Here is a 17633-nt window from a genome sequence, read left to right on the forward strand (position 1 = left end):
GAACAGGCCGGCATAGAGCCGGCCTGGAACAAGCAGTATTAATGAATCGGATGCGTACGGAAGTGGTCGCCCTCTTCGCCTTCGCCTTCGCCTTCATCATCTTCATCGCCATGGTCATGGCCGTGTGCGCCATGCACGTGGCCATGGGCGATTTCTTCTTCGGTGGCTTCGCGCACGTCGGCGACGGTCAGCGAGAAGCGCAGCGCGATGCCGGCCAGTGGATGGTTGCCGTCCAGCACGACCTTGTCGTCGGCGATATCGGTGACCGTGAAGATCATCGCTTCTTCATCCGGTGAATCGCTTTCCGGCATGCCTTCGAACTGCATGCCCACTTCCAGCGGCTCAGGCAAGCGATTGCGCGGCTCGACCTTCACCAGGGCTGGATCGTATTCACCGAAAGCATCATCCGGTTCGATCTGGATCGTGTTGGAATAGCCAACTTCCTTGCCGTCGAGCTCTTCTTCGATCTTCGGCAGGGTGTTTTCATAATCACCGTGCAGGTAGACCATCGGCTGACGGCCGTCTTCGATCAGATTGTCTTGCGCGTCTGACAGTTTGTAGTTGACAGTCACGACCGTATTTTTGGCAATCTTCATTATGCTTCCTTTCATTGTATAAGCTGGCAAATTATACCTTCACGCCGCCAACGGCAGGCGCATTCCTGCATTTCCGGTTGTTATAATGGGCGCATGAAAACATTAACTCTCCTCGGCGATATCACGCCGGCGCAATTCCTGCGCGACTACTGGCATAAAAAACCCTTGTTGATCCGTCAAGCCGTGCCTGGCTTCAAGGCGCTGTTCGATTTCAAGGCCCTGGCCGAGCTGGCTACCCTCGATCACGTCGAATCGCGCCTGGTCAGCCATGCGGATGGCCACTGGAACATGCAGCAAGGCCCTTTGACCAGCCTGCCTTCGCTGAAACAGAAGGAATGGACCCTGCTGGTGCAGGGCGCCAACCTGCACAGCGCCAAGGCTGACGCCCTGCTGCGCCAGTTCCGCTTCCTGCCGGACGCGCGCCTGGACGACCTGATGGTCAGCTTTGCCACCGATGGCGGCGGCGTGGGCCCGCATTTCGATTCCTATGACGTATTCCTGCTGCAAGGCCAGGGCAAGCGCCACTGGCGCATCGGCGCGCAGAAAGACCTGAGCCTGATCGACGGCTTGCCGCTGAAGATCCTCAGCAACTTCACGCCCGATGAAGAATTCACGCTGGAACCGGGCGACATGCTGTATCTGCCGCCCCACTACGCGCACGACGGCGTGGCCATCGGCGATTGCCAGACGTATTCGATCGGCTTCCGCTCGCCCACGTTCCAGGAGCTGGGCGAGGCATTCCTGCAATTCATGGCCGACTCGATCGACTTGCCAGGCATTTACAGCGATCCGGACTTGAAAGCGTCGGGCAAACCGGCGGAAATCCCCCGTGAAATGCTCAGCACCATCGCGGAAGAAATGAACAAGGTGCGCTTCACGGAAGAAGACGTGACCATTTTCTTGGGCGAACACCTGTCGGAACCGAAGCACAATGTATTTTTCACGCCGCTGTCCAAGCCGCTGACGGTAGGCCGCTTCGCGGACGCCGCACAGAAAAAGGGTGTCGTGTTGTCGCGCAAGACCCTGATGCTGTATCGTGGCAAGAATGTCTTCATCAATGGCGAATCGTTTGCCATTGGCAAGGCCGATAAAGCGGCCCTGGAAACCCTGGCCAACGAACGCGCCCTCGATGGCGCCGCCGTGGCCCAGGCTTCCGATGACGTGATGGATGCGTTATATACGTGGTATCAGGATGGCTGGCTCGAACTGGCTTGAATGGGGGCGGCGTAGCAAAGTGGTATTACAGTAGGTAAAATAACAGCATCTGCGTTAGCGCAATAAAACATATTATTTTTATATCGTTTTGTCGCGCTTTCGCAAATCGCTTACACTTGCTTGCAATTTGCTTCGGCAAATATTGCGATATCACAAAATAGTTGCGAATTTGCCTCTTGCTCCTATTGCGACGCACCAAAAATCGCTATAATATTCGGTTAGGAAGTTTCCGTTGTCTGGCAGGCACCACCTGGTACGAAAAGCCTTCGAAGACGACCTAACGAGCGATAATTACCGGTAATTATTCATCGCAACAATATTGATTTATTTTTTGAAATAATTAAGGAAAACAAATGAAAAAATCCCTGCTGATCGCCTCCCTGATGGTTGTTGCTCTGGCTGCTTGCAGCAAAAAAGAAGAAGCTCCTGCACCAGCACCAGTAGTTGAAACCCCAGCACCAGCACCAGCAGTTGAAGCTGCTCCAGCTGCTGCTGCTGACGCTGCTGCTTCGGCCGCTACCGACGCTGCTGCTGCTGCTTCGGCTGCCGCTTCGGCCGCTACCGACGCTGCTTCGGCTGCTTCGGCTGCTGCATCGGCTGCTAAGTAATTTAGCACCCTGCACTAAAGAAAGCCGACCTTCGGGTCGGCTTTTTTGCGTCCGGCGTTTTATCCGCAGGATATAAGGCCGGACGCAGGCAATAAAAAAGGCTGCGCCGGTTTCCCGGATCAGCCTTTTTTATTGCGCGGCAGGTTGCGATACCCGCCGCGAATGCACCGTTTACTTCAGCTGCTCGTTCAGCAAGCCCAGGATCTTCTCGGCCACTGGCGAGACATCGGGCTGGCCTTCGTTGCTGAGAATGCTGACCAGGCTGGTCGAGCCATTGCCGGCCTTGACCAGGACGCGGTAGCGCTGCGCTTCCTTGTCCTTGTCGGACGACGCCCCCCAGCTGAACAGTTTCGAAAAGAAACCATCCTTCTTGACCGCGTCCGGATCGACGTAACGCACGAAATACGTGCCTTGCGTGCGGTCGCGGTCTTCCACGGTGAAGCCGACGCGGTCCAGCGCCAGGCCGACACGGCGCCAGGCGCGGTCGAAACCTTCATCGACTTCGATGGCGCGCGCCGGCGTGGCGGCATCGCCCACCAGCTTGGCGTGCAGCGGCTGCACGATGGCGCCATCAACGGCTGTCTTCGCCTGTGCTTCGTCACTGGCCGCGCCCAGGCGCGTCATCAGCTTGGCCAGGAATTGCGCTTCCAGGCCCGGATCGTTGGGACGCGCGGTCCAGGTGGTGGTTTCCTTGTCGCGGCCCGTGACGACCTCTTCCACGCCACGGTGGCTGATGTAGATCTCGGTCGAACCATCGGCCAGGCGCTCCACGCGGGTGCGGAACTTGTCTTTTTCACCAGTCGAATACATCGAATCGAAGGCCTTGCCGATGGTGTTGCGGATAAAGTCTTGCGGCAGCTTGGCGCGGTTCTCGTTCCATTCGGTTTCCATGATGCCAGCCGTAGGCTGGTCGATGGCAACGGTAAAGCCCGAATCTTCCCAGAATTGCTTGAGTTGCGGCCACAGCACTTCAGGCGACTGCTTGACGACCAGCCAGCGCTGGTTGCCCGCGCGCTCGACCTTCACGCCACCGGCCGTGACGGGCACGACACCCACCACGCCGTCGGCGCCCACGATGACGGGCGTGCCGGCCGTGGCGTTGCGCTGCGCGTTGTAGCCGGAAGCCGTGGCCACGCCGTTTTTCGAATCCGGCAAGGAATAACGGTTGTCCTGCTGCAATTGCGTCAGGTCAGGCGGCACGTCCAGGGTGCTGGCTTTCTTGACCGACTTGTAGTCGACCTTGTCGCCGCCGACTACCGAACTGATCATGCCGCAGCCCGCGAGGCTGGCTGCGACGGCGCCGATGACGATGCCGCGGACGGCGATGGTGGCAGGCGCCGGTTTGGTTTTCTTGCAATTAGTCATGTCGTAACTGGATAAGAAGCTAAGTAGCAGCTGGAATCAGGAAAGGTCCGGACTGGTCAAGCCCGGGCTTGAAGTTCGGCTTAAGACAGGATGCCAGCGTCGCGCAAGGCATCGCGCACGGTGGCATGGCAATTTTCAGCCAGCGGTACCAGTGGCAAGCGTATGCCGGCTGGCATCAGGCCCATTTCGGCCAGCGCCCATTTGACGGGCACCGGGTTGGGCTCGACAAACAATTTCTGGTGCAAAGGGAACACTTTGTTATTGATGGCAATCGCCGTGGCGCGCTCGCCCGCCATGGCTGCCACGCACAGTTCGTGCATGGCGCGTGGCGCAACGTTGGCCGTCACGGAAATGTTGCCGTGGCCGCCGCAGAACATCAGCGCCATGGCCGTCGGATCGTCGCCCGAGTACACGGCGAAGTCCGCTGGAACCAGGCGCAGCAGGTCGATGCCGCGGCCGATATTGCCGGTCGCATCTTTCACGCCGACGATATTCGGGATGGCGGACAGGCGCACGATGGTCTCGTTGCTCATGTCGGCAACCGTGCGGCCAGGCACGTTGTACAGGATGACGGGAATGTCGACGGCTTCGGCGATGGCCTTGAAGTGCTGGTACATGCCTTCCTGGGTAGGACGGTTGTAGTACGGCACCACTTGCAAGACAGCATCGGCGCCCGCTTCTTTCGCGTAGCGCGTCAGTTTGATGGCCTCGGCCGTGGAGTTGCCTCCGGCGCCGGCGATGATAGGAATGCGTCCCTTGGCATGTTCGACGGTCAACTGGATCAGTTCGCAGTGTTCTTCCACGCTGACTGTTGCCGATTCGCCCGTCGTGCCAACGATGACGATGCCGTCCGTACCCTCGGCGATATGCCAGTCGATCAGCTTGCGCAGACCTGGAAAGTCCAGACTGCCGTCTGCGTGCATCGGGGTGACGATTGCTACAATGCTGCCCTTGATCATAGTAAGTTTATAGCGCCGATAAATAAAACAACGATTGTAGCGGATAGCCCGCGCCTGTGGTGCATTCTGACATAGTATGGCCGCTCAAAACGTCGGCAGCAGGGCTGCCAACCGTGGAAAATCCGGCCGGACGGCGCAAATTCGTTGCACCAGAGCAGCTTTTGGCTGTTCCACGCGCCCATCCTCATACGCTACCACACGCAAGCCGTGCTGCACCGCCCAGGTCAGCATTTCGCCTTCCTTCAGCAGGAATTTCGGATTCGACGGCTTGCCGAACTGCTCATTGCCCTCGGCAAACGTTTCATACAGCAGCACGCCATCGGGCGCCAGGCTGGCCACCATGGCTTCCAGCAGCGGCCGGTGCAGATAATTGGTGACGACGATGCCGGCAAAGCGGCCGGGAGCGAAAGGCCACACGGCGCCCGGCGCTTCCAGGTCCACCAGCGAGGTGGTGATGCCCGTGCCAGCCGCCTTTTCCAGCATTTCCGGATCATGGTCGAGCGCGATCACGGGGTGGCCCAGGCTTACCAGGTGGCGCGCGTGGCGGCCTGCGCCGCAGGCCAGGTCCAGCACCTCGCCGCCCGGGATCAGGGGCGCCCAGCGGCGCAGCCAGCCGGAAATCGCTTCGGTTTCTAATATTGGTTCAGTTACTTGCATCGGTACTTCCATCAATTATGTGCGTACATCCAGTTGCGGGCATCAAGTCAATATCGCCGTCAGGGGCGTGACCAGGGTGACAAAAATGCCGATGACAAATTCGATCGCCGCCAGCAAGGCGCGGTTCAAGATGCCCGTGTACATCAGCAGCACCAGGGCGCCGAAGACATACAGGCTGTAGCGCTCGATGCTGGCGTAAGGGCGCGCCAGCTGCATCGGCAGCAAGCCCGTCATGATGCGCCCGCCATCGAGGGGCGGCACGGGAATCAGGTTAAAGACGAACATGGCCGCATTCACGCTGACGCCGGCGCCCGCCATCTTGCGGAAAAACATGCCCATTTCCGTCGGCGGCAAGACGCTGAGCACGACAAAGGCGATCATCCAGCCCAGGCCCATGACGAAATTGGCGCCAGGCCCGGCAAACGCCACCCAGGCCATCTGCTTCTTCGGATTGCGCAGGCGGCTGAAATCGACGGGCACCGGCTTGGCATAGCCGAACGGCACCTGGATCGTGAAATACAGCATCAAGGGCAGCAAGATCGTGCCGAAAGGGTCGATATGCCGCATGGGATTGAGGCTCAGCCTGCCCTCGTTCGAGGCCGTGGGGTCGCCGAAATAGCGGGCCGCGTAGCCGTGCGCCGCCTCATGCAGGGAAATGGCAAACAGCACCGGCACCAGGTAGACCGCAACGGTCTGGACTATCGTATTGAAATCGCTCATGACCGCGATTCTACCAGAGGCGAACTAGGCTCTTTCTTACGTTGTCATTAAGAACAGGTGAAGACCGGCGCCGCAACGGGCGCGCCGTGCCCCTCTACAAACCCAGCACAGCCGGGTCACCGCGTCCCACGCGCACCACTTCAGGCTCCGGCCCCGTCAGGTCGATCACGGTGCTGGGACCATGCGCGCAGACGCCGCCGTCGACGATCAGGTCGACCAGTTTTTCCAGCCGTTCGCGGATCGTGTCGGCATCCGTCAGGCTGTCTTCGTCGCCCGGCAAGGTCAATGTCGCGCCCAGCAGGGGCTGGCCCAGCTCTTCCAGCAGGCATTGCACGATGCGGTGCTGCGGCACGCGCAGGCCGATGGTCTTGCGCGAAGGATGGCTGAGGCGGCGCGGCACTTCCTTGGTCGCTTCCAGGATAAACGTGTAGGCGCCGGGCGTGGCCGCCTTGAGCAGGCGGAATTGGCGGTTGTCCACGCGGGCATACACGCCCAGCTCGCTCAAGTCGCGGCACAGCAAGGTTAAATGGTGCTTTTCATCCACGCCACGGATGCGGCGCAGGCGCTCGACGGCGCCCTTGTCGTCGAGCTGGCACACCAGCGCGTAGCAGGAGTCGGTGGGCAAGGCCACCACGCCGCCGGACTGGATGATCTGCGCCGCCTGCTTGATCAGGCGCAATTGCGGATTGTCGGGGTGAATATGAAAAAATTGACTCATGTGTAAGCGTTCTGGCGAACCAGCTTGTTAAGTTGGCATTATTGTACGCTGCGCAGCGCGGCGATGCGTTGTTCCAGCGGCGGATGGGTGGCGAACAGCGCGCCCCAGCCGCCATTGCCGCCGCTGATGCCCAGCGCCTGCATCGATTGCGGCAGCTCGCCCGGCGGCACGCCGCCCAAGCGGGCCAGCGCATGCATCATCGGCGTGGGGCTGCCCAGCAGCTTGGCGGAACCGGCGTCGGCGCGGAATTCGCGCTGGCGCGAGAACCAGGCCACGATGATGGAAGCGAGCAAGCCGAAGATCACTTCGCACACCATCACGGTCACAAAGTAACCGATGCCGCGTCCGCCGCCTTCGCGGTTGTTATTTTTCAACAGGACATTGTCGACAAAGAAACCCACCACGCGGGCCATGAAGACGACGAAGGTATTCACCACGCCCTGGATCAGGGTCAAGGTGACCATGTCGCCATTCGCCACGTGGGCGATCTCGTGGCCCAGCACGGCTTCCACTTCATCGCGGTTCATGCTTTGCAGCAAGCCCGTGGAGACGGCCACCAGCGCCGAATTCTTGAAGGCGCCCGTGGCAAACGCATTCGCGTCGCCTTCGTACACGGCCACTTCCGGCATGCCGATGCCGGCCCGCTCGGACAGCGCGCGCACGGTATTGACCAGCCACAACTCCGTCGACGACGTCGGATTGTCGATCACGCGCGCGCCCGTGCTCCACTTGGCCATGGGTTTGCTGATCAACAGCGAAAAGATCGAGCCCGTGAAGCCCACCACCAGCGAAAACACCAGCAGGCTGCCCAGGTTCAGGGTGCTGCCGCGCGCCGGATTGCCCACGCCCAGCAAACTGAGCACGAGCGACAGCACCAGCATCACGGCCAGGTTGGTTGCAATAAACAGGACGATACGTTTCATGGGCGATGGCTCCGGATGACTATGTATAACAAGAATAACAAAAAGATATGCACGCTAACGCAGATTTCAAGCAGCGACACGACGGCGCATCGGCAGCCAGGAAAATCGTCGCGAGCGGCAGTGATTTGTGGCCGAGAAGCGCAACCGTACTGGAGTACGGTGAGCATCGCCGGCCGCAAAGCGCGCCGCGCAGCAGATTTGCCTGGCTGTCAGCTAAAACCAGTCGTGCCAGATTGGCGTGACATTCGATGGTAAAGGCGGCAACATGGCAAAATCCACGCGCGACTCGCCCGGCGCATGGAAATCCGTGCCGCGCGAGGCGAGGAAACCGTAGGCGTTGGCCAGCTGCGCGTATTCCGGATACTGGTCCGGACTGTGGCTGCCCGTGACGACTTCGATGGCCACGCCGCCGAGTTGCTTGAATTCATCGAACAGCACGCCTTGCGCCATGTCGCTGAAGCGGTAGCGGCCCGGATGGGCGATGACGGCCACGCCGCCCGCGCCGCGGATCCAGCCGACCGCTTCGTCCAGGGTGGCCCAGCGGTGCTCGACGTAGCCCGGCTTGCCTTCTGACAGGTATTTCTTGAACACGTCGGGGATGTTCGCGCATTTGCCCGTTTCCACGATGTAACGGGCAAAGTGCGTGCGCGACATCAGGTCCGGGTTGCCGACGAATTTCAAGGCCCCTTCATAGGCGTCGGGGATGCCGGCCAAATCCAGCTGGCGGGCGATTTCGCGGCCGCGCGCATCGCGCCCCGAACGCGTGCGGTGCAAGCCCTGCACGAGACCCGGATTGTTTTCATCGACTTGCAAGCCGACGATGTGCACGGTTTCGCCGGCCCACGTGATGGAAATTTCCACGCCGGCCACGAAGCGCATGCCCAGGTCCAGCGCGGCCGTGCGCGCGGCGGCGACGCCGGACACTTCATCGTGGTCCGTCAGCGCCCACACGTCCACGCCCGCCTTGCGCGCGTAAGCGGCCACGGCGGCCGGTGACAGCACGCCGTCGGAGATATTCGAATGACAATGCAGGTCGACTTTAAGCATGTGAAAACAATACCCTGCACGGGCTCAGCATGGAAGAAGTTTTCATTGTACGCTGCTTGGCCAATCGCGCTGCAGCGTTCCCGACACACATCAGGCCAAAAAGGCTTCCACCAGCCGCGCCAGTGCCTGCGGCTGATCATGATGCAGCATGTGGCCCGCATCCGCCATCATCTCGCAGCGCACATCCTTGATGCAGGCCAAACGCCGGTCGATTTCGATGCGCGCCTGTTCCTTTGGCCCCATCCATTGCCACATATTCGTGTCATCGGCCTCCACCCACAGCACGGGCGCCGTGATGCGGCGCCAGCACGCCATCACTTCTTCCACCTGGTACAGGATGGGATTGACCCGCTTGTGCTGCGGGTCGCCCAGGATGTCCCACTCGCCCGCCTCGTTGCGCGCCGACCAGTGTTCGGCCAGGAAAGCGGCGCGCTCGTCCGGCAGGCGCGGATTGGTCTTTTGCAGGCGCTCAGCCACGGCGCGCTGCGAAGGATAGCTGCGCATGGCGGGCGGCTCGCGCAATTCGTCCAGCCACTTGGCGTAGCGGCCCGGCGCCTGCTCCGGCTGCGTTGCCATCATGCCGAAGCCTTCCAGGTTGATGAAGCGGCTGATGCGCTCCGGGCGCACGCCCGCGTACAGGCCGGCCACGTTGGCACCCATGCTGTGGCCCAGCAGGTTGACGGGCGCGTCCGGCGAATAATGCAGCAGCATGGCGTCCAGGTCGGCCAGGTAGTCGGGGAACCAGTAGGTGTCCGATTGCGTGTAGTCGCTGAGGCCAAAGCCGCGCCAGTCGGGCGCGATCACGTGCCAGTCGCCCTGCAACTCGTCGACGACGAACTGGAACGAGGCGGCCACGTCCATCCAGCCGTGCACCATGAACAGGATGGGCGCGCCTTCGCGGCCCCAATGGCGCACATGCGTACGGGCGCCGCGGATGTTGATGAATTCGGAACGGGAAAGTTTCATGGGTTTCATCGGATGCCTGCCTTGAAAGTGGCGCAGATGGCGCCACATGCTGTGTCTGTAGATAGGGCGCACATAAAAGTACGACCGTTCGATAATTATACCGGATTAGCGGCCGGCGCTCGGACTTGCCCTGCAACAGCGTAAAATAGCGCAAAACTTCCGCGTCCGGCCGTGCCCGGCGCTTCCACCACCGCCACAGGCTAACGATGACACTCTACCAATTGGGCGCCGATGCGCCGCTGATTGATGCTTCCGCTTTTGTTGCCGACACGGCCAACGTGATCGGCAAGGTGACCCTGGAAGCGAATACGTCCGTATGGTTCGGCGCCACGATCCGCGGCGACAACGAACGCATCACCGTGGGCGCCAACAGCAATGTGCAGGAAGGCGCCGTGCTGCACACGGACCCGGGCTACCCGCTGGACATCGGCCGGAACGTGACCATCGGCCACCAGGCGATGCTGCATGGCTGCACGATCGGCGATGGCGCCCTGGTCGGCATCCAGGCCGTGATCCTGAATGGCGCGAAGATCGGCAAGAACTGCCTGGTCGGCGCGGGCGCGCTGGTCACGGAAGGCAAGGAATTTCCCGACAATATGCTGATCATCGGCTCACCGGCGAAAGCCGTGCGGGCCCTGACGGCAGACGATATCACCAGGCTACAAGGCAACGCCGTGAACTATGTGCAACGCGGCCAGCTATTTAATACGCAACTCAAGAAGATTGGATAAGAGAATGACGACTGAAACCACGGGCGCAATCAGCGCAGCCGTTAGCGGCCAGGATACCCTGCAAAAATTTATTTTCGACAACGCCGCCGTGCGCGGTCAGTTCATCGACGTTTCGACCACGTGGCAGGAAGTGGTGTCGCGCCACGCCTACCCGACGGCCGTGAAAAAAGTGCTGGGCGAAATGGTGGCCGCCGCCGCCCTGCTGTCGGCCAACCTGAAATTCAACGGTTCCATCATCATGCAAATCCATGGCGACGGCCCCGTGCGCCTGATGGTGGTCGAGTGCGACTCCGACCTGCGCCTGCGCGCCACGGCCAAGCTGGACCCGGACGCCACGATTCCCGACGTGGCGACCGTGCCGCAATTGCTCAACGCCACGGGCAAGGGCCGCTTCATCATCACCCTGGATCCGGCCGACAAGGTGCCGGGCCAGCAACCGTACCAGGGCATCGTGCCGCTGGACGGCGATGACATGGCCACCGTGATCGAAAACTACATGTTGCGCTCGGAACAGCTGGACACCCGCTTGTGGCTGGCCACGGACGACAGCGTCTCGCGCGGCCTGCTGCTGCAAAAGCTGCCCCACCATGGCGGCAAGGCCGAAGCGACGCCCGTCTCGGAAGAAGACGCGCTGGACACGTGGAACCGCGCAGTGATGCTGGCGTCGACCCTGAAAGAGGCGGAAATCCTGTCGACGGATATCGATACCCTGATGCAGCGCCTGTTCTGGGAAGAAACGATCCGCGTCTTCGACCCGCTGCACCCGAGCTTCCATTGCACTTGCACGCGCGAAAAAGTGGGCAATATGCTCAAGATGCTGGGCGAGGAAGAAGTCAACAGCACCCTGGAAGAAGTGGGCCAGGTGGGCGTGAACTGCGATTTCTGCGGCCAGCACTATGAATTCGACAAGGTCGATTGCGCGCAGCTGTTCATCACGGATGCGCCGGCCGAAGTCTTGATCCCCCCCGCGGCAAGTATTAACTAATTGTAATAATCCCCGCGCCGCCCCTCAGGCGGCGCAATTGTTTCTGCTGTCATCTTCCCGTCATCAGTTCGTCATCAGCCCGTCACGCGCCGCCGTTACGCTGCGCAGCTTGTATTACTTCCAATACTTTCCACAGGCTGATGATGAATACCCACTTGACGCTGGCCCTGCGCCGCCATTCCTTCCATGTGTTGCTGGGCGCTTGCGCCGCTGGCTTCTCCTTGCCGGCCCTGGCGCAAACGGCCGTCGCCGCCGCCGTGGCGTCCGCCGCCACCGACATGGCCGCCGTCCCCGCTGCCGATGACAATGCTCCGATGACCACCGTGGAGATTTCCTCGCGTAAGACGCGTTCTTCCGTCGCCCTGAGCAAGAATGAAATCCAGAAAATCCTGCCCGGCACGAATCCGTTAAAGGCCCTGCAAACCTTGCCTGGCGTCAGCTTCCAGACGGCCGACCCATGGGGCAACAACGAGCAAAACCTGTCGCTGTTCGTGCATGGTTTTTCCGGCCAGCAACTGGGCTACACCATGGACGGCGTGCCGCTGGGCGACCAGCAATACGGCAACTACAACGGCCTGTCGCCGCAGCGCGCCGTGATCAGCGAAAACGTGCGCAGCGTCGTACTGTCGTCGGGCGCGGGCGACCTGGCCACGGCGTCGACCAGCAACCTGGGCGGCACCATCGAAACCTATTCCAGCGACCCGCTGGCCACGCAGGGCGCCAGCGTGCAGCAAACAGTGGGCAGTCACCGCACATCGCGCACGTTTGCCCGCTATGACACGGGCGCCTTCGGCGATGGCAGCAGCGCCTATTTTTCCATCCTGCACCATGAAGCGCGCGCCTGGGACTTCGATGCGCGCCAGGGCGGCGACCAGTTCAACGCAAAATACGTCAACCGCAGCGAGGCGGGCAAGCTGACCCTGTTCTTCAATTACTCGGACAAGATCGAGCCGAACGAAGACAGCACCGTGCACGTGGCGGGCGAGACGAGCGCGCCATACACGCGCCCCTTCCTGTATCCGGACTTCAAGACGGCCCTGAATTACCTGTCGCCCACGGGCGCCACGCCTGCCGCGGACGGCAACAATTACCGCAACTACTACAGCGATGCGCAGCGCACCGATTACCTGGCCTACGCCAAGTTCGACGCCAACTTGTCCGAAGGCATGACGTGGTCGAACCAGGTGTATTACCACAAGGATGACGGCGCGGGCGTGGTGGCCGGCCCCATCGGCGTGGCCGGCTTGCCGGGCTTGTTCAGCGTGTACTACCCGAAACAGAACCTGAAACAGGTGTTCGGCAACTCGGGCTACGCCGTGCGCACGACGGAATACGACATCAAGCGGGGCGGCTTCCTTTCCACCCTGCGCAAGGAAATCGGCAATCACCAGCTGGAAGCGGGCCTGTGGCTGGAACAGAACCGCTCGTCCGCCTACCGCCGCTGGTATGCGCTGGACGTCAACAACCCGACGTCGCCGTACGACCGTCCCAGCAATCCTTTGATCACGCAGTACGGCAGCGAGATCGACAACAAGGTGGTGCAGCTGCACTTGCAGGATGAATGGCGCATCCGTCCCGATATCGCCCTGCAAGCCGGCTTCAAGTCCAGCCTGCAATTTGCCGATGGCCAATTCCCCGTGCAGCCGGCCAAGGGCGCCATCGCCGGCGGCTCGACGGCATTGCCGGTCGGCACCATCAACACGAAAAAATGGTTCTTGCCGCAAGTGGGCGCGCGCTGGGATTTCACGCCGCAAGACCAGCTGTACTTCAATATCCAGAAAAACATGCGCCAGTTCGTCACCTACGGCGGCGGCGGCGCCTCGCCCTGGAGCTTGTCGAGCCAGGCCGCGTTTGATTTGTTCAAGCGCGACGCCAAGCCGGAAACGGCCCTCACCTATGAAGTGGGCGTGCGCGGCAGCCACCCATTGAGCCTGGGCGCCATCACGGCCATCGATGGCCAGGTCAACGTCTACCACGTCGATTTCAGCAACCGTTTGCTGCAGATCAGCCCGACGCCCGTGATTTCCTCCATCATTGGCGGCAACCCCGTGCTGGCCAACGTGGGCAGCGTGCGCACGGACGGCATCGATATCGCGGGCACCGTACACTTCGGCAACAATTTCTCGTTCTACAATGCCCTGTCGTACAACCGCTCGCAGTACGCGGACAATTACAACAATGGCGCCGCGCTGGTCTTGACGGCGGGCAAGAACGTGCCGGGCTCGCCTGAATGGCTGAACAAGTTCGTCGCGTCCGCCACGGTTGGCGACATCGAAGTGCAACTGACCGGAGACTATGTGGGCAAGCGCTACGCGACATACACCAACGATTTGTCCGTGCCCAGCTATTTCCTGATGGGCCTGGGCGTGTCGGGCAAGCTGCCGGCCATGGCCGGCTGGCTGAAAAACCCGCGCTGGCGCGTGAATGTGAGCAACCTGGCCAACCGCGAAGGCGCGCTGAACGTGGTGGTGGGCGCCGCCGACAAGACGTACAACACCTTCCCCATCGCCCCGCGCCAGGGCTTCCTGACCTTGACGGCGGATTTCTGATGCGCGCGCCTATCCTTCCGCAACGGCACTTTTCGCGCCGCAGCTTCGTCCAGGCGGCCGTCGGCGGCCTGGCGCTGGCCGCCGCGCCCGGCTTTGCCGCGGGCCTGCTGGAAACAAAGCCAAGCCGTCCGCTCGTCTTCGCCCACCGGGGCGCCAGCGCCCTGCGTCCCGAGCATACCTTGGCGTCCTACGCCAAGGCCATCCTCGACGGCGCCGACTACGTCGAGCCGGACCTGGTCGCCACGCGCGACGGCATTCTCGTGGCCCGCCACGAAAGCAACCTGATCGACACCACCGACGTGGCCCGCCGACCCGAGTTTGCGAGCCGGCGCGGCAAGAAGATGGTCGACGGCGAATGGCACGAAGGCTGGTTCGTCGACGACTTCACGCTGGCGGAATTGAAAACCCTGCGCGCCATCGAACGGCTGCCGAAAGTACGCACCGGCAACACCTTGTACGATGGACAATTCCAGATTCCGACCTGGGAAGAAATCATCGATTTTGTTGCAGCGCAATCTGCCGCCAGCGGACGCATCATCGGCCTCGTGCCGGAGCTGAAAAGCTCCACGTATTTCCGCGATGCGGGCTTGGCGCTGGAAGACCGTTTCCTGTCGACCCTGCTGGCGCACGAGTACACACGCCGCGCGCCCATCGAAATCCAGTCCTTCGAAGTGGCCAATTTGAAATACTTGCGCGAGAAGCTGGGACGGCGCGCCAACGTGCGCCTGATGCAGCTGGTGGTGGGCGGCGATATCCGCCCGATGGACGTGGCCAAGGCGGGCGGCAAGCTGACGTTCGGGCAGATGACGACGCCGGCCGGCCTGCGCGACATCGCCGCCTACGCGGACGTGGTGGCGCCGCCAACACGGGGAATCATCCCGCTGGGCGCCGACCAGCGCCTGGCCAAGCCCTCTTCCATCGTCGACGATGCGCACCAGGCGGGCTTGCTGCTGCACACGTGGACCTTCCGTCCGGAAAACCGCTTCCTGGCGGCCGACTTCCGCGACGGCAATGGCGAGAATGCGCGCAACGAAGCGGGATCCGTGGCGGAAATGCGGCGCTATATCGAGACGGGACTCGACGGTTTTTTCAGCGACGATCCGGGTTTGGGGCGCATCGCCGCAGGATAAACATTTCGTAACAAATTCATTTTCAGGGCGTGGCCGATGGCTACGCCCTTATTATGCGTTTCTTGAATTTCTGAAATTGGAATTTGAAATTGGACGCATATCGCAAACTCCATTATTGTGCAATGCAACAACAGACCATTCATGGAGGGCATATGTCCACTTTTACCAACACCTACAGCAACGACAACGACAATTACTTCAGCAACCTGGGCCGCGCCACGCGCGCCTTCCTGGGCGCCCTGCTCGCTTCCAAGCCGTACAGCGAACTGGCGCAGAAGGAAGTCATCGCCAGCAGCGTCAGCGACGAAGAACAGCGCTATGTGCGTCCAAGCAAGCGCGATTTCGCCCTGCTGAACTCGGAAGCGAACCGCTACGAAAAGCTGATGCCGAATCTGGCCGCAGAACTGCGCTTCCTGGCGTCGCGCGGTTAAAAAACGTTCATGGCGACGTTGCCTGCGCCTTGCCGTACGTTCGGCTGGGCGCCTGGCCCTGGACGTTTTTACCTAACTAAATATTAACAAGGAAATTTTATGATGTTTCTCGAAACCGTACTGGTAAGTGTGGCCGTCGTGGTCACCGGCATCCATTTTTACCTGATCACGACCGGCAAGGCCCGTTTCTGATCAGCAAGCAGCAAGACAGCAGCACGCCGCGCCATGCGGCCAATCGTGTGCAGCAGTACAAGGTAATAAGTACAAGGAAGTAAAGTGATATGTCAGCCTGGCAATCGGTCCAGGCTGGCAAGCGGGAAGTAGTACTGTCTTAATGTGGCGCAGCAGCGTCCACCGGTGTTTCCAGCAGTGGCGGGGTTTGTCCCTTGCGCACGATCTGCACGAAAATCTCATTCTGTTTGACCATGCCCAGCTCATAGCGGGCACGCTCTTCGACGGCGCCCGTGCCATCTTTCAGGTCGCGCACTTCGGATTCGAGCTTGGCGTTGCGCGCCTTCAATTCCATGTTCTTCTTGTTGGCCACCGCCACTTGGGCTTCCATGTCGGCAACACGCAGCCAGCCGCCTTTACCCAGCCAGAGGGGAAATTGTATCAACAGCAGCAGGGCTGCCAGGGCGAGCGTAATGAGGCGCATGGGGCATTCAGTTAAAAAACCGGCCGGAACATCTCCGGCCGGCCAGTGGGTTTTACATCAGCTTACTTCAGATTATAGAACGCATCGCGGCCAGGGTAGCTGGCGATGTCGCCCAGGTCTTCCTCGATACGCAGCAACTGGTTGTACTTGGCCATGCGGTCCGAACGCGACATCGAGCCCGTCTTGATCTGCAGGGCGTTCGTGGCAACGGCGATATCGGCGATGGTCGAGTCTTCCGTTTCGCCCGAGCGGTGCGAAATGACGGCCGTGTAGCCGGCGCGCTTGGCCATTTCGATGGCGGCGAAGGTTTCCGTCAGGGTACCGATCTGGTTGATCTTGATCAGGATCGAGTTGGCGATGCCTTTCGAGATGCCTTCTTTCAGGATCTTGGTGTTGGTGACATACAGGTCGTCGCCAACCAGTTGCACTTTCTTGCCCAGTTCTGCCGTCAGGATCGCCCAGCCGTCCCAGTCGCCTTCATGCATCGCGTCTTCGATCGAGATGATCGGGTACTTGTCGCACCAGGTCGCCAGCAGGTTGGTGAACTCGGTGGCGGTCAGGCTCAGGCCTTCGCCTTCCATTTCGTACTTGCCGTTCTTGTAGAACTCGGACGCGGCGCAATCGAGGCCGATGGCGATCTGCGTGCCTGGCTCGTAGCCCGCTTCTTCGATGGCCTGGATGATCAGCTTGATGGCTTCTTCATGGTTGGCCAGCGATGGCGCGAAACCGCCTTCGTCGCCCACGTTGGTGTTCAGGCCCTTCTTGTGCAGGATCTTTTTCAGCGTGTGGAACACTTCCGCGCCGTAGCGGACGGCTTCCTTGAACGACGGGGCGCCCACGGGAATGATCATGAATTCCTGGATGTCCAGGTTGTTGTCGGCGTGTGCGCCGCCGTTGATGACGTTCATCATCGGCACTGGCATCTGCATGGCGCCCGAACCGCCGAAATAGCGGTACAGCGGCAAGCCGGCTTCTTCGGCGGCGGCCTTGGCGACAGCCATCGAGACGGCCAGGATGGCGTTGGCGCCCAGGCGCGATTTGTTTTCCGTGCCGTCCAGGTCGATCAGGGTACGGTCCAGGAAAGCCTGTTCATTGGCGTCCAGGCCCATGATGGCTTCGGAGATTTCGGTGTTGATGTTCTCGCATGCTTGCAGCACGCCCTTGCCGAAGTAGCGCTTGGCGTCGCCATCGCGCAATTCCACGGCTTCGCGCGAACCGGTCGAGGCACCCGACGGTACGGCTGCACGGCCCATCACGCCCGATTCCAGCAACACATCGCATTCGACGGTCGGGTTACCGCGCGAGTCCAGGATTTCGCGGCCGATAATATCAACAATAGCACTCATGTCATTCTCCAAAGTTAAGCTTAACAGGGGGC

The 17633-nt window shown here is 60.9% G+C and carries 18 protein-coding genes; 7 read left to right on the plus strand and 11 right to left on the minus strand.

Going from position 1 to position 17633, the window contains the following annotated elements:
- Positions 1 to 38: 38 nt before the first annotated feature.
- Entirely contained in the window at positions 39 to 596 is a 558-nt protein-coding gene (locus O3298_RS02775) for a peptidylprolyl isomerase (RefSeq protein WP_305058471.1), read from the minus strand.
- A gap of 93 nt (positions 597 to 689) precedes the next feature.
- Between O3298_RS02775 and O3298_RS02780 the strand changes: the two genes are divergently transcribed.
- Positions 690 to 1811: a cupin domain-containing protein gene (locus O3298_RS02780; RefSeq protein WP_251350385.1), complete on the plus strand. Its 1122-nt coding sequence runs from the start codon at positions 690 to 692 to the stop codon at positions 1809 to 1811.
- Between the two features lie 353 nt (positions 1812 to 2164).
- Positions 2165 to 2419, plus strand: coding sequence for a hypothetical protein (locus tag O3298_RS02785; RefSeq protein WP_034783358.1), 255 nt, complete (start codon positions 2165 to 2167; stop codon positions 2417 to 2419).
- A 171-nt stretch (positions 2420 to 2590) separates the two neighbouring features.
- Here the strand turns inward: O3298_RS02785 and bamC are convergent, their stop codons facing one another.
- The 8 genes from bamC to O3298_RS02825 form a co-directional block, all read right to left on the minus strand.
- Positions 2591 to 3784: an outer membrane protein assembly factor BamC gene (gene bamC, locus O3298_RS02790; protein WP_305058472.1), complete on the minus strand. Its 1194-nt coding sequence runs from the start codon at positions 3782 to 3784 to the stop codon at positions 2591 to 2593.
- 80 nt (positions 3785 to 3864) lie between these two features.
- Positions 3865 to 4743, minus strand: a complete 879-nt coding sequence (gene dapA, locus O3298_RS02795; RefSeq protein WP_099666950.1) for a 4-hydroxy-tetrahydrodipicolinate synthase — start codon at positions 4741 to 4743, stop codon at positions 3865 to 3867.
- 84 nt (positions 4744 to 4827) lie between these two features.
- Positions 4828 to 5400: a bifunctional 2-polyprenyl-6-hydroxyphenol methylase/3-demethylubiquinol 3-O-methyltransferase UbiG gene (locus O3298_RS02800; RefSeq protein ID WP_099666949.1), complete on the minus strand. Its 573-nt coding sequence runs from the start codon at positions 5398 to 5400 to the stop codon at positions 4828 to 4830.
- 42 nt (positions 5401 to 5442) lie between these two features.
- On the minus strand, positions 5443 to 6120 hold the full coding sequence (locus O3298_RS02805) for a site-2 protease family protein (protein ID WP_289911080.1): 678 nt from the start codon (positions 6118 to 6120) through the stop codon (positions 5443 to 5445).
- Between the two features lie 94 nt (positions 6121 to 6214).
- Positions 6215 to 6838 carry an L-threonylcarbamoyladenylate synthase gene (locus tag O3298_RS02810; protein WP_077407642.1) on the minus strand — a complete coding sequence of 208 codons (624 nt, stop codon included), beginning with the start codon at positions 6836 to 6838 and terminating at the stop codon, positions 6215 to 6217.
- A gap of 38 nt (positions 6839 to 6876) precedes the next feature.
- A complete protein-coding gene (gene htpX / locus O3298_RS02815) occupies positions 6877 to 7761 on the minus strand; it encodes a protease HtpX (RefSeq protein WP_099666947.1) in 885 nt (294 codons plus the stop codon).
- A gap of 213 nt (positions 7762 to 7974) precedes the next feature.
- Positions 7975 to 8808: a 3',5'-nucleoside bisphosphate phosphatase gene (locus O3298_RS02820; protein ID WP_305058473.1), complete on the minus strand. Its 834-nt coding sequence runs from the start codon at positions 8806 to 8808 to the stop codon at positions 7975 to 7977.
- Positions 8809 to 8898: 90 nt separating this feature from the next.
- A complete protein-coding gene (locus O3298_RS02825) occupies positions 8899 to 9774 on the minus strand; it encodes an alpha/beta fold hydrolase (RefSeq protein ID WP_251350382.1) in 876 nt (291 codons plus the stop codon).
- A gap of 206 nt (positions 9775 to 9980) precedes the next feature.
- Here O3298_RS02825 and O3298_RS02830 point away from each other — a divergent pair, with 206 nt between their 5' ends.
- The 5 genes from O3298_RS02830 to O3298_RS02850 all read left to right on the plus strand — a co-directional run bounded on the left by O3298_RS02830 (position 9981) and on the right by O3298_RS02850 (position 15600).
- Positions 9981 to 10505 (plus strand): gamma carbonic anhydrase family protein, encoded by a 525-nt coding sequence (locus tag O3298_RS02830; RefSeq protein ID WP_070260363.1) that lies wholly within the window; start codon positions 9981 to 9983, stop codon positions 10503 to 10505.
- 4 nt (positions 10506 to 10509) lie between these two features.
- Positions 10510 to 11490 (plus strand): Hsp33 family molecular chaperone HslO, encoded by a 981-nt coding sequence (gene hslO, locus O3298_RS02835; RefSeq protein WP_099666943.1) that lies wholly within the window; start codon positions 10510 to 10512, stop codon positions 11488 to 11490.
- A gap of 140 nt (positions 11491 to 11630) precedes the next feature.
- Positions 11631 to 14039 carry a TonB-dependent receptor gene (locus O3298_RS02840; RefSeq protein WP_305058474.1) on the plus strand — a complete coding sequence of 803 codons (2409 nt, stop codon included), beginning with the start codon at positions 11631 to 11633 and terminating at the stop codon, positions 14037 to 14039.
- On the plus strand, positions 14039 to 15169 hold the full coding sequence (locus O3298_RS02845) for a glycerophosphodiester phosphodiesterase (RefSeq protein WP_305058475.1): 1131 nt from the start codon (positions 14039 to 14041) through the stop codon (positions 15167 to 15169). The genes O3298_RS02840 and O3298_RS02845 overlap by 1 nt, the downstream gene beginning before the upstream one ends.
- A 152-nt stretch (positions 15170 to 15321) precedes the next feature.
- Positions 15322 to 15600, plus strand: coding sequence for a hypothetical protein (locus O3298_RS02850; RefSeq protein WP_099666941.1), 279 nt, complete (start codon positions 15322 to 15324; stop codon positions 15598 to 15600).
- A 331-nt stretch (positions 15601 to 15931) separates the two neighbouring features.
- On the opposite strand, the gene ftsB is transcribed toward O3298_RS02850, so the two are convergent.
- Both ftsB and eno read right to left on the minus strand, forming a co-directional pair.
- Positions 15932 to 16255: a cell division protein FtsB gene (gene ftsB / locus O3298_RS02855; protein ID WP_035821182.1), complete on the minus strand. Its 324-nt coding sequence runs from the start codon at positions 16253 to 16255 to the stop codon at positions 15932 to 15934.
- 62 nt (positions 16256 to 16317) lie between these two features.
- Positions 16318 to 17601: a phosphopyruvate hydratase gene (gene eno, locus O3298_RS02860; RefSeq protein ID WP_034750709.1), complete on the minus strand. Its 1284-nt coding sequence runs from the start codon at positions 17599 to 17601 to the stop codon at positions 16318 to 16320.
- Positions 17602 to 17633: the final 32 nt, after the last annotated feature.

It is taken from the genome of Janthinobacterium sp. SUN137, from assembly GCF_030587265.1.
In the GTDB taxonomy this organism is placed as follows: Bacteria; Pseudomonadota; Gammaproteobacteria; order Burkholderiales; family Burkholderiaceae_D; genus Janthinobacterium; species Janthinobacterium kumbetense.

Excerpts from the sequence above, each read along its gene's own strand:
- O3298_RS02775 (WP_305058471.1), bottom strand. The coding sequence starts at position 596 with ATGAAGATTGCCAAAAATACGGTCGTGACTGTCAACTACAAACTGTCA.
- O3298_RS02780 (WP_251350385.1), top strand. The coding sequence starts at position 690 with ATGAAAACATTAACTCTCCTCGGCGATATCACGCCGGCGCAATTCCTG.
- O3298_RS02785 (WP_034783358.1), top strand. The coding sequence starts at position 2,165 with ATGAAAAAATCCCTGCTGATCGCCTCCCTGATGGTTGTTGCTCTGGCT.
- bamC (WP_305058472.1), bottom strand. The coding sequence starts at position 3,784 with ATGACTAATTGCAAGAAAACCAAACCGGCGCCTGCCACCATCGCCGTC.
- dapA (WP_099666950.1), bottom strand. The coding sequence starts at position 4,743 with ATGATCAAGGGCAGCATTGTAGCAATCGTCACCCCGATGCACGCAGAC.
- O3298_RS02800 (WP_099666949.1), bottom strand. The coding sequence starts at position 5,400 with ATGCAAGTAACTGAACCAATATTAGAAACCGAAGCGATTTCCGGCTGG.
- O3298_RS02805 (WP_289911080.1), bottom strand. The coding sequence starts at position 6,120 with ATGAGCGATTTCAATACGATAGTCCAGACCGTTGCGGTCTACCTGGTG.
- O3298_RS02810 (WP_077407642.1), bottom strand. The coding sequence starts at position 6,838 with ATGAGTCAATTTTTTCATATTCACCCCGACAATCCGCAATTGCGCCTG.
- htpX (WP_099666947.1), bottom strand. The coding sequence starts at position 7,761 with ATGAAACGTATCGTCCTGTTTATTGCAACCAACCTGGCCGTGATGCTG.
- O3298_RS02820 (WP_305058473.1), bottom strand. The coding sequence starts at position 8,808 with ATGCTTAAAGTCGACCTGCATTGTCATTCGAATATCTCCGACGGCGTG.
- O3298_RS02825 (WP_251350382.1), bottom strand. The coding sequence starts at position 9,774 with ATGAAACTTTCCCGTTCCGAATTCATCAACATCCGCGGCGCCCGTACG.
- O3298_RS02830 (WP_070260363.1), top strand. The coding sequence starts at position 9,981 with ATGACACTCTACCAATTGGGCGCCGATGCGCCGCTGATTGATGCTTCC.
- hslO (WP_099666943.1), top strand. The coding sequence starts at position 10,510 with ATGACGACTGAAACCACGGGCGCAATCAGCGCAGCCGTTAGCGGCCAG.
- O3298_RS02840 (WP_305058474.1), top strand. The coding sequence starts at position 11,631 with ATGATGAATACCCACTTGACGCTGGCCCTGCGCCGCCATTCCTTCCAT.
- O3298_RS02845 (WP_305058475.1), top strand. The coding sequence starts at position 14,039 with ATGCGCGCGCCTATCCTTCCGCAACGGCACTTTTCGCGCCGCAGCTTC.
- O3298_RS02850 (WP_099666941.1), top strand. The coding sequence starts at position 15,322 with ATGTCCACTTTTACCAACACCTACAGCAACGACAACGACAATTACTTC.
- ftsB (WP_035821182.1), bottom strand. The coding sequence starts at position 16,255 with ATGCGCCTCATTACGCTCGCCCTGGCAGCCCTGCTGCTGTTGATACAA.
- eno (WP_034750709.1), bottom strand. The coding sequence starts at position 17,601 with ATGAGTGCTATTGTTGATATTATCGGCCGCGAAATCCTGGACTCGCGC.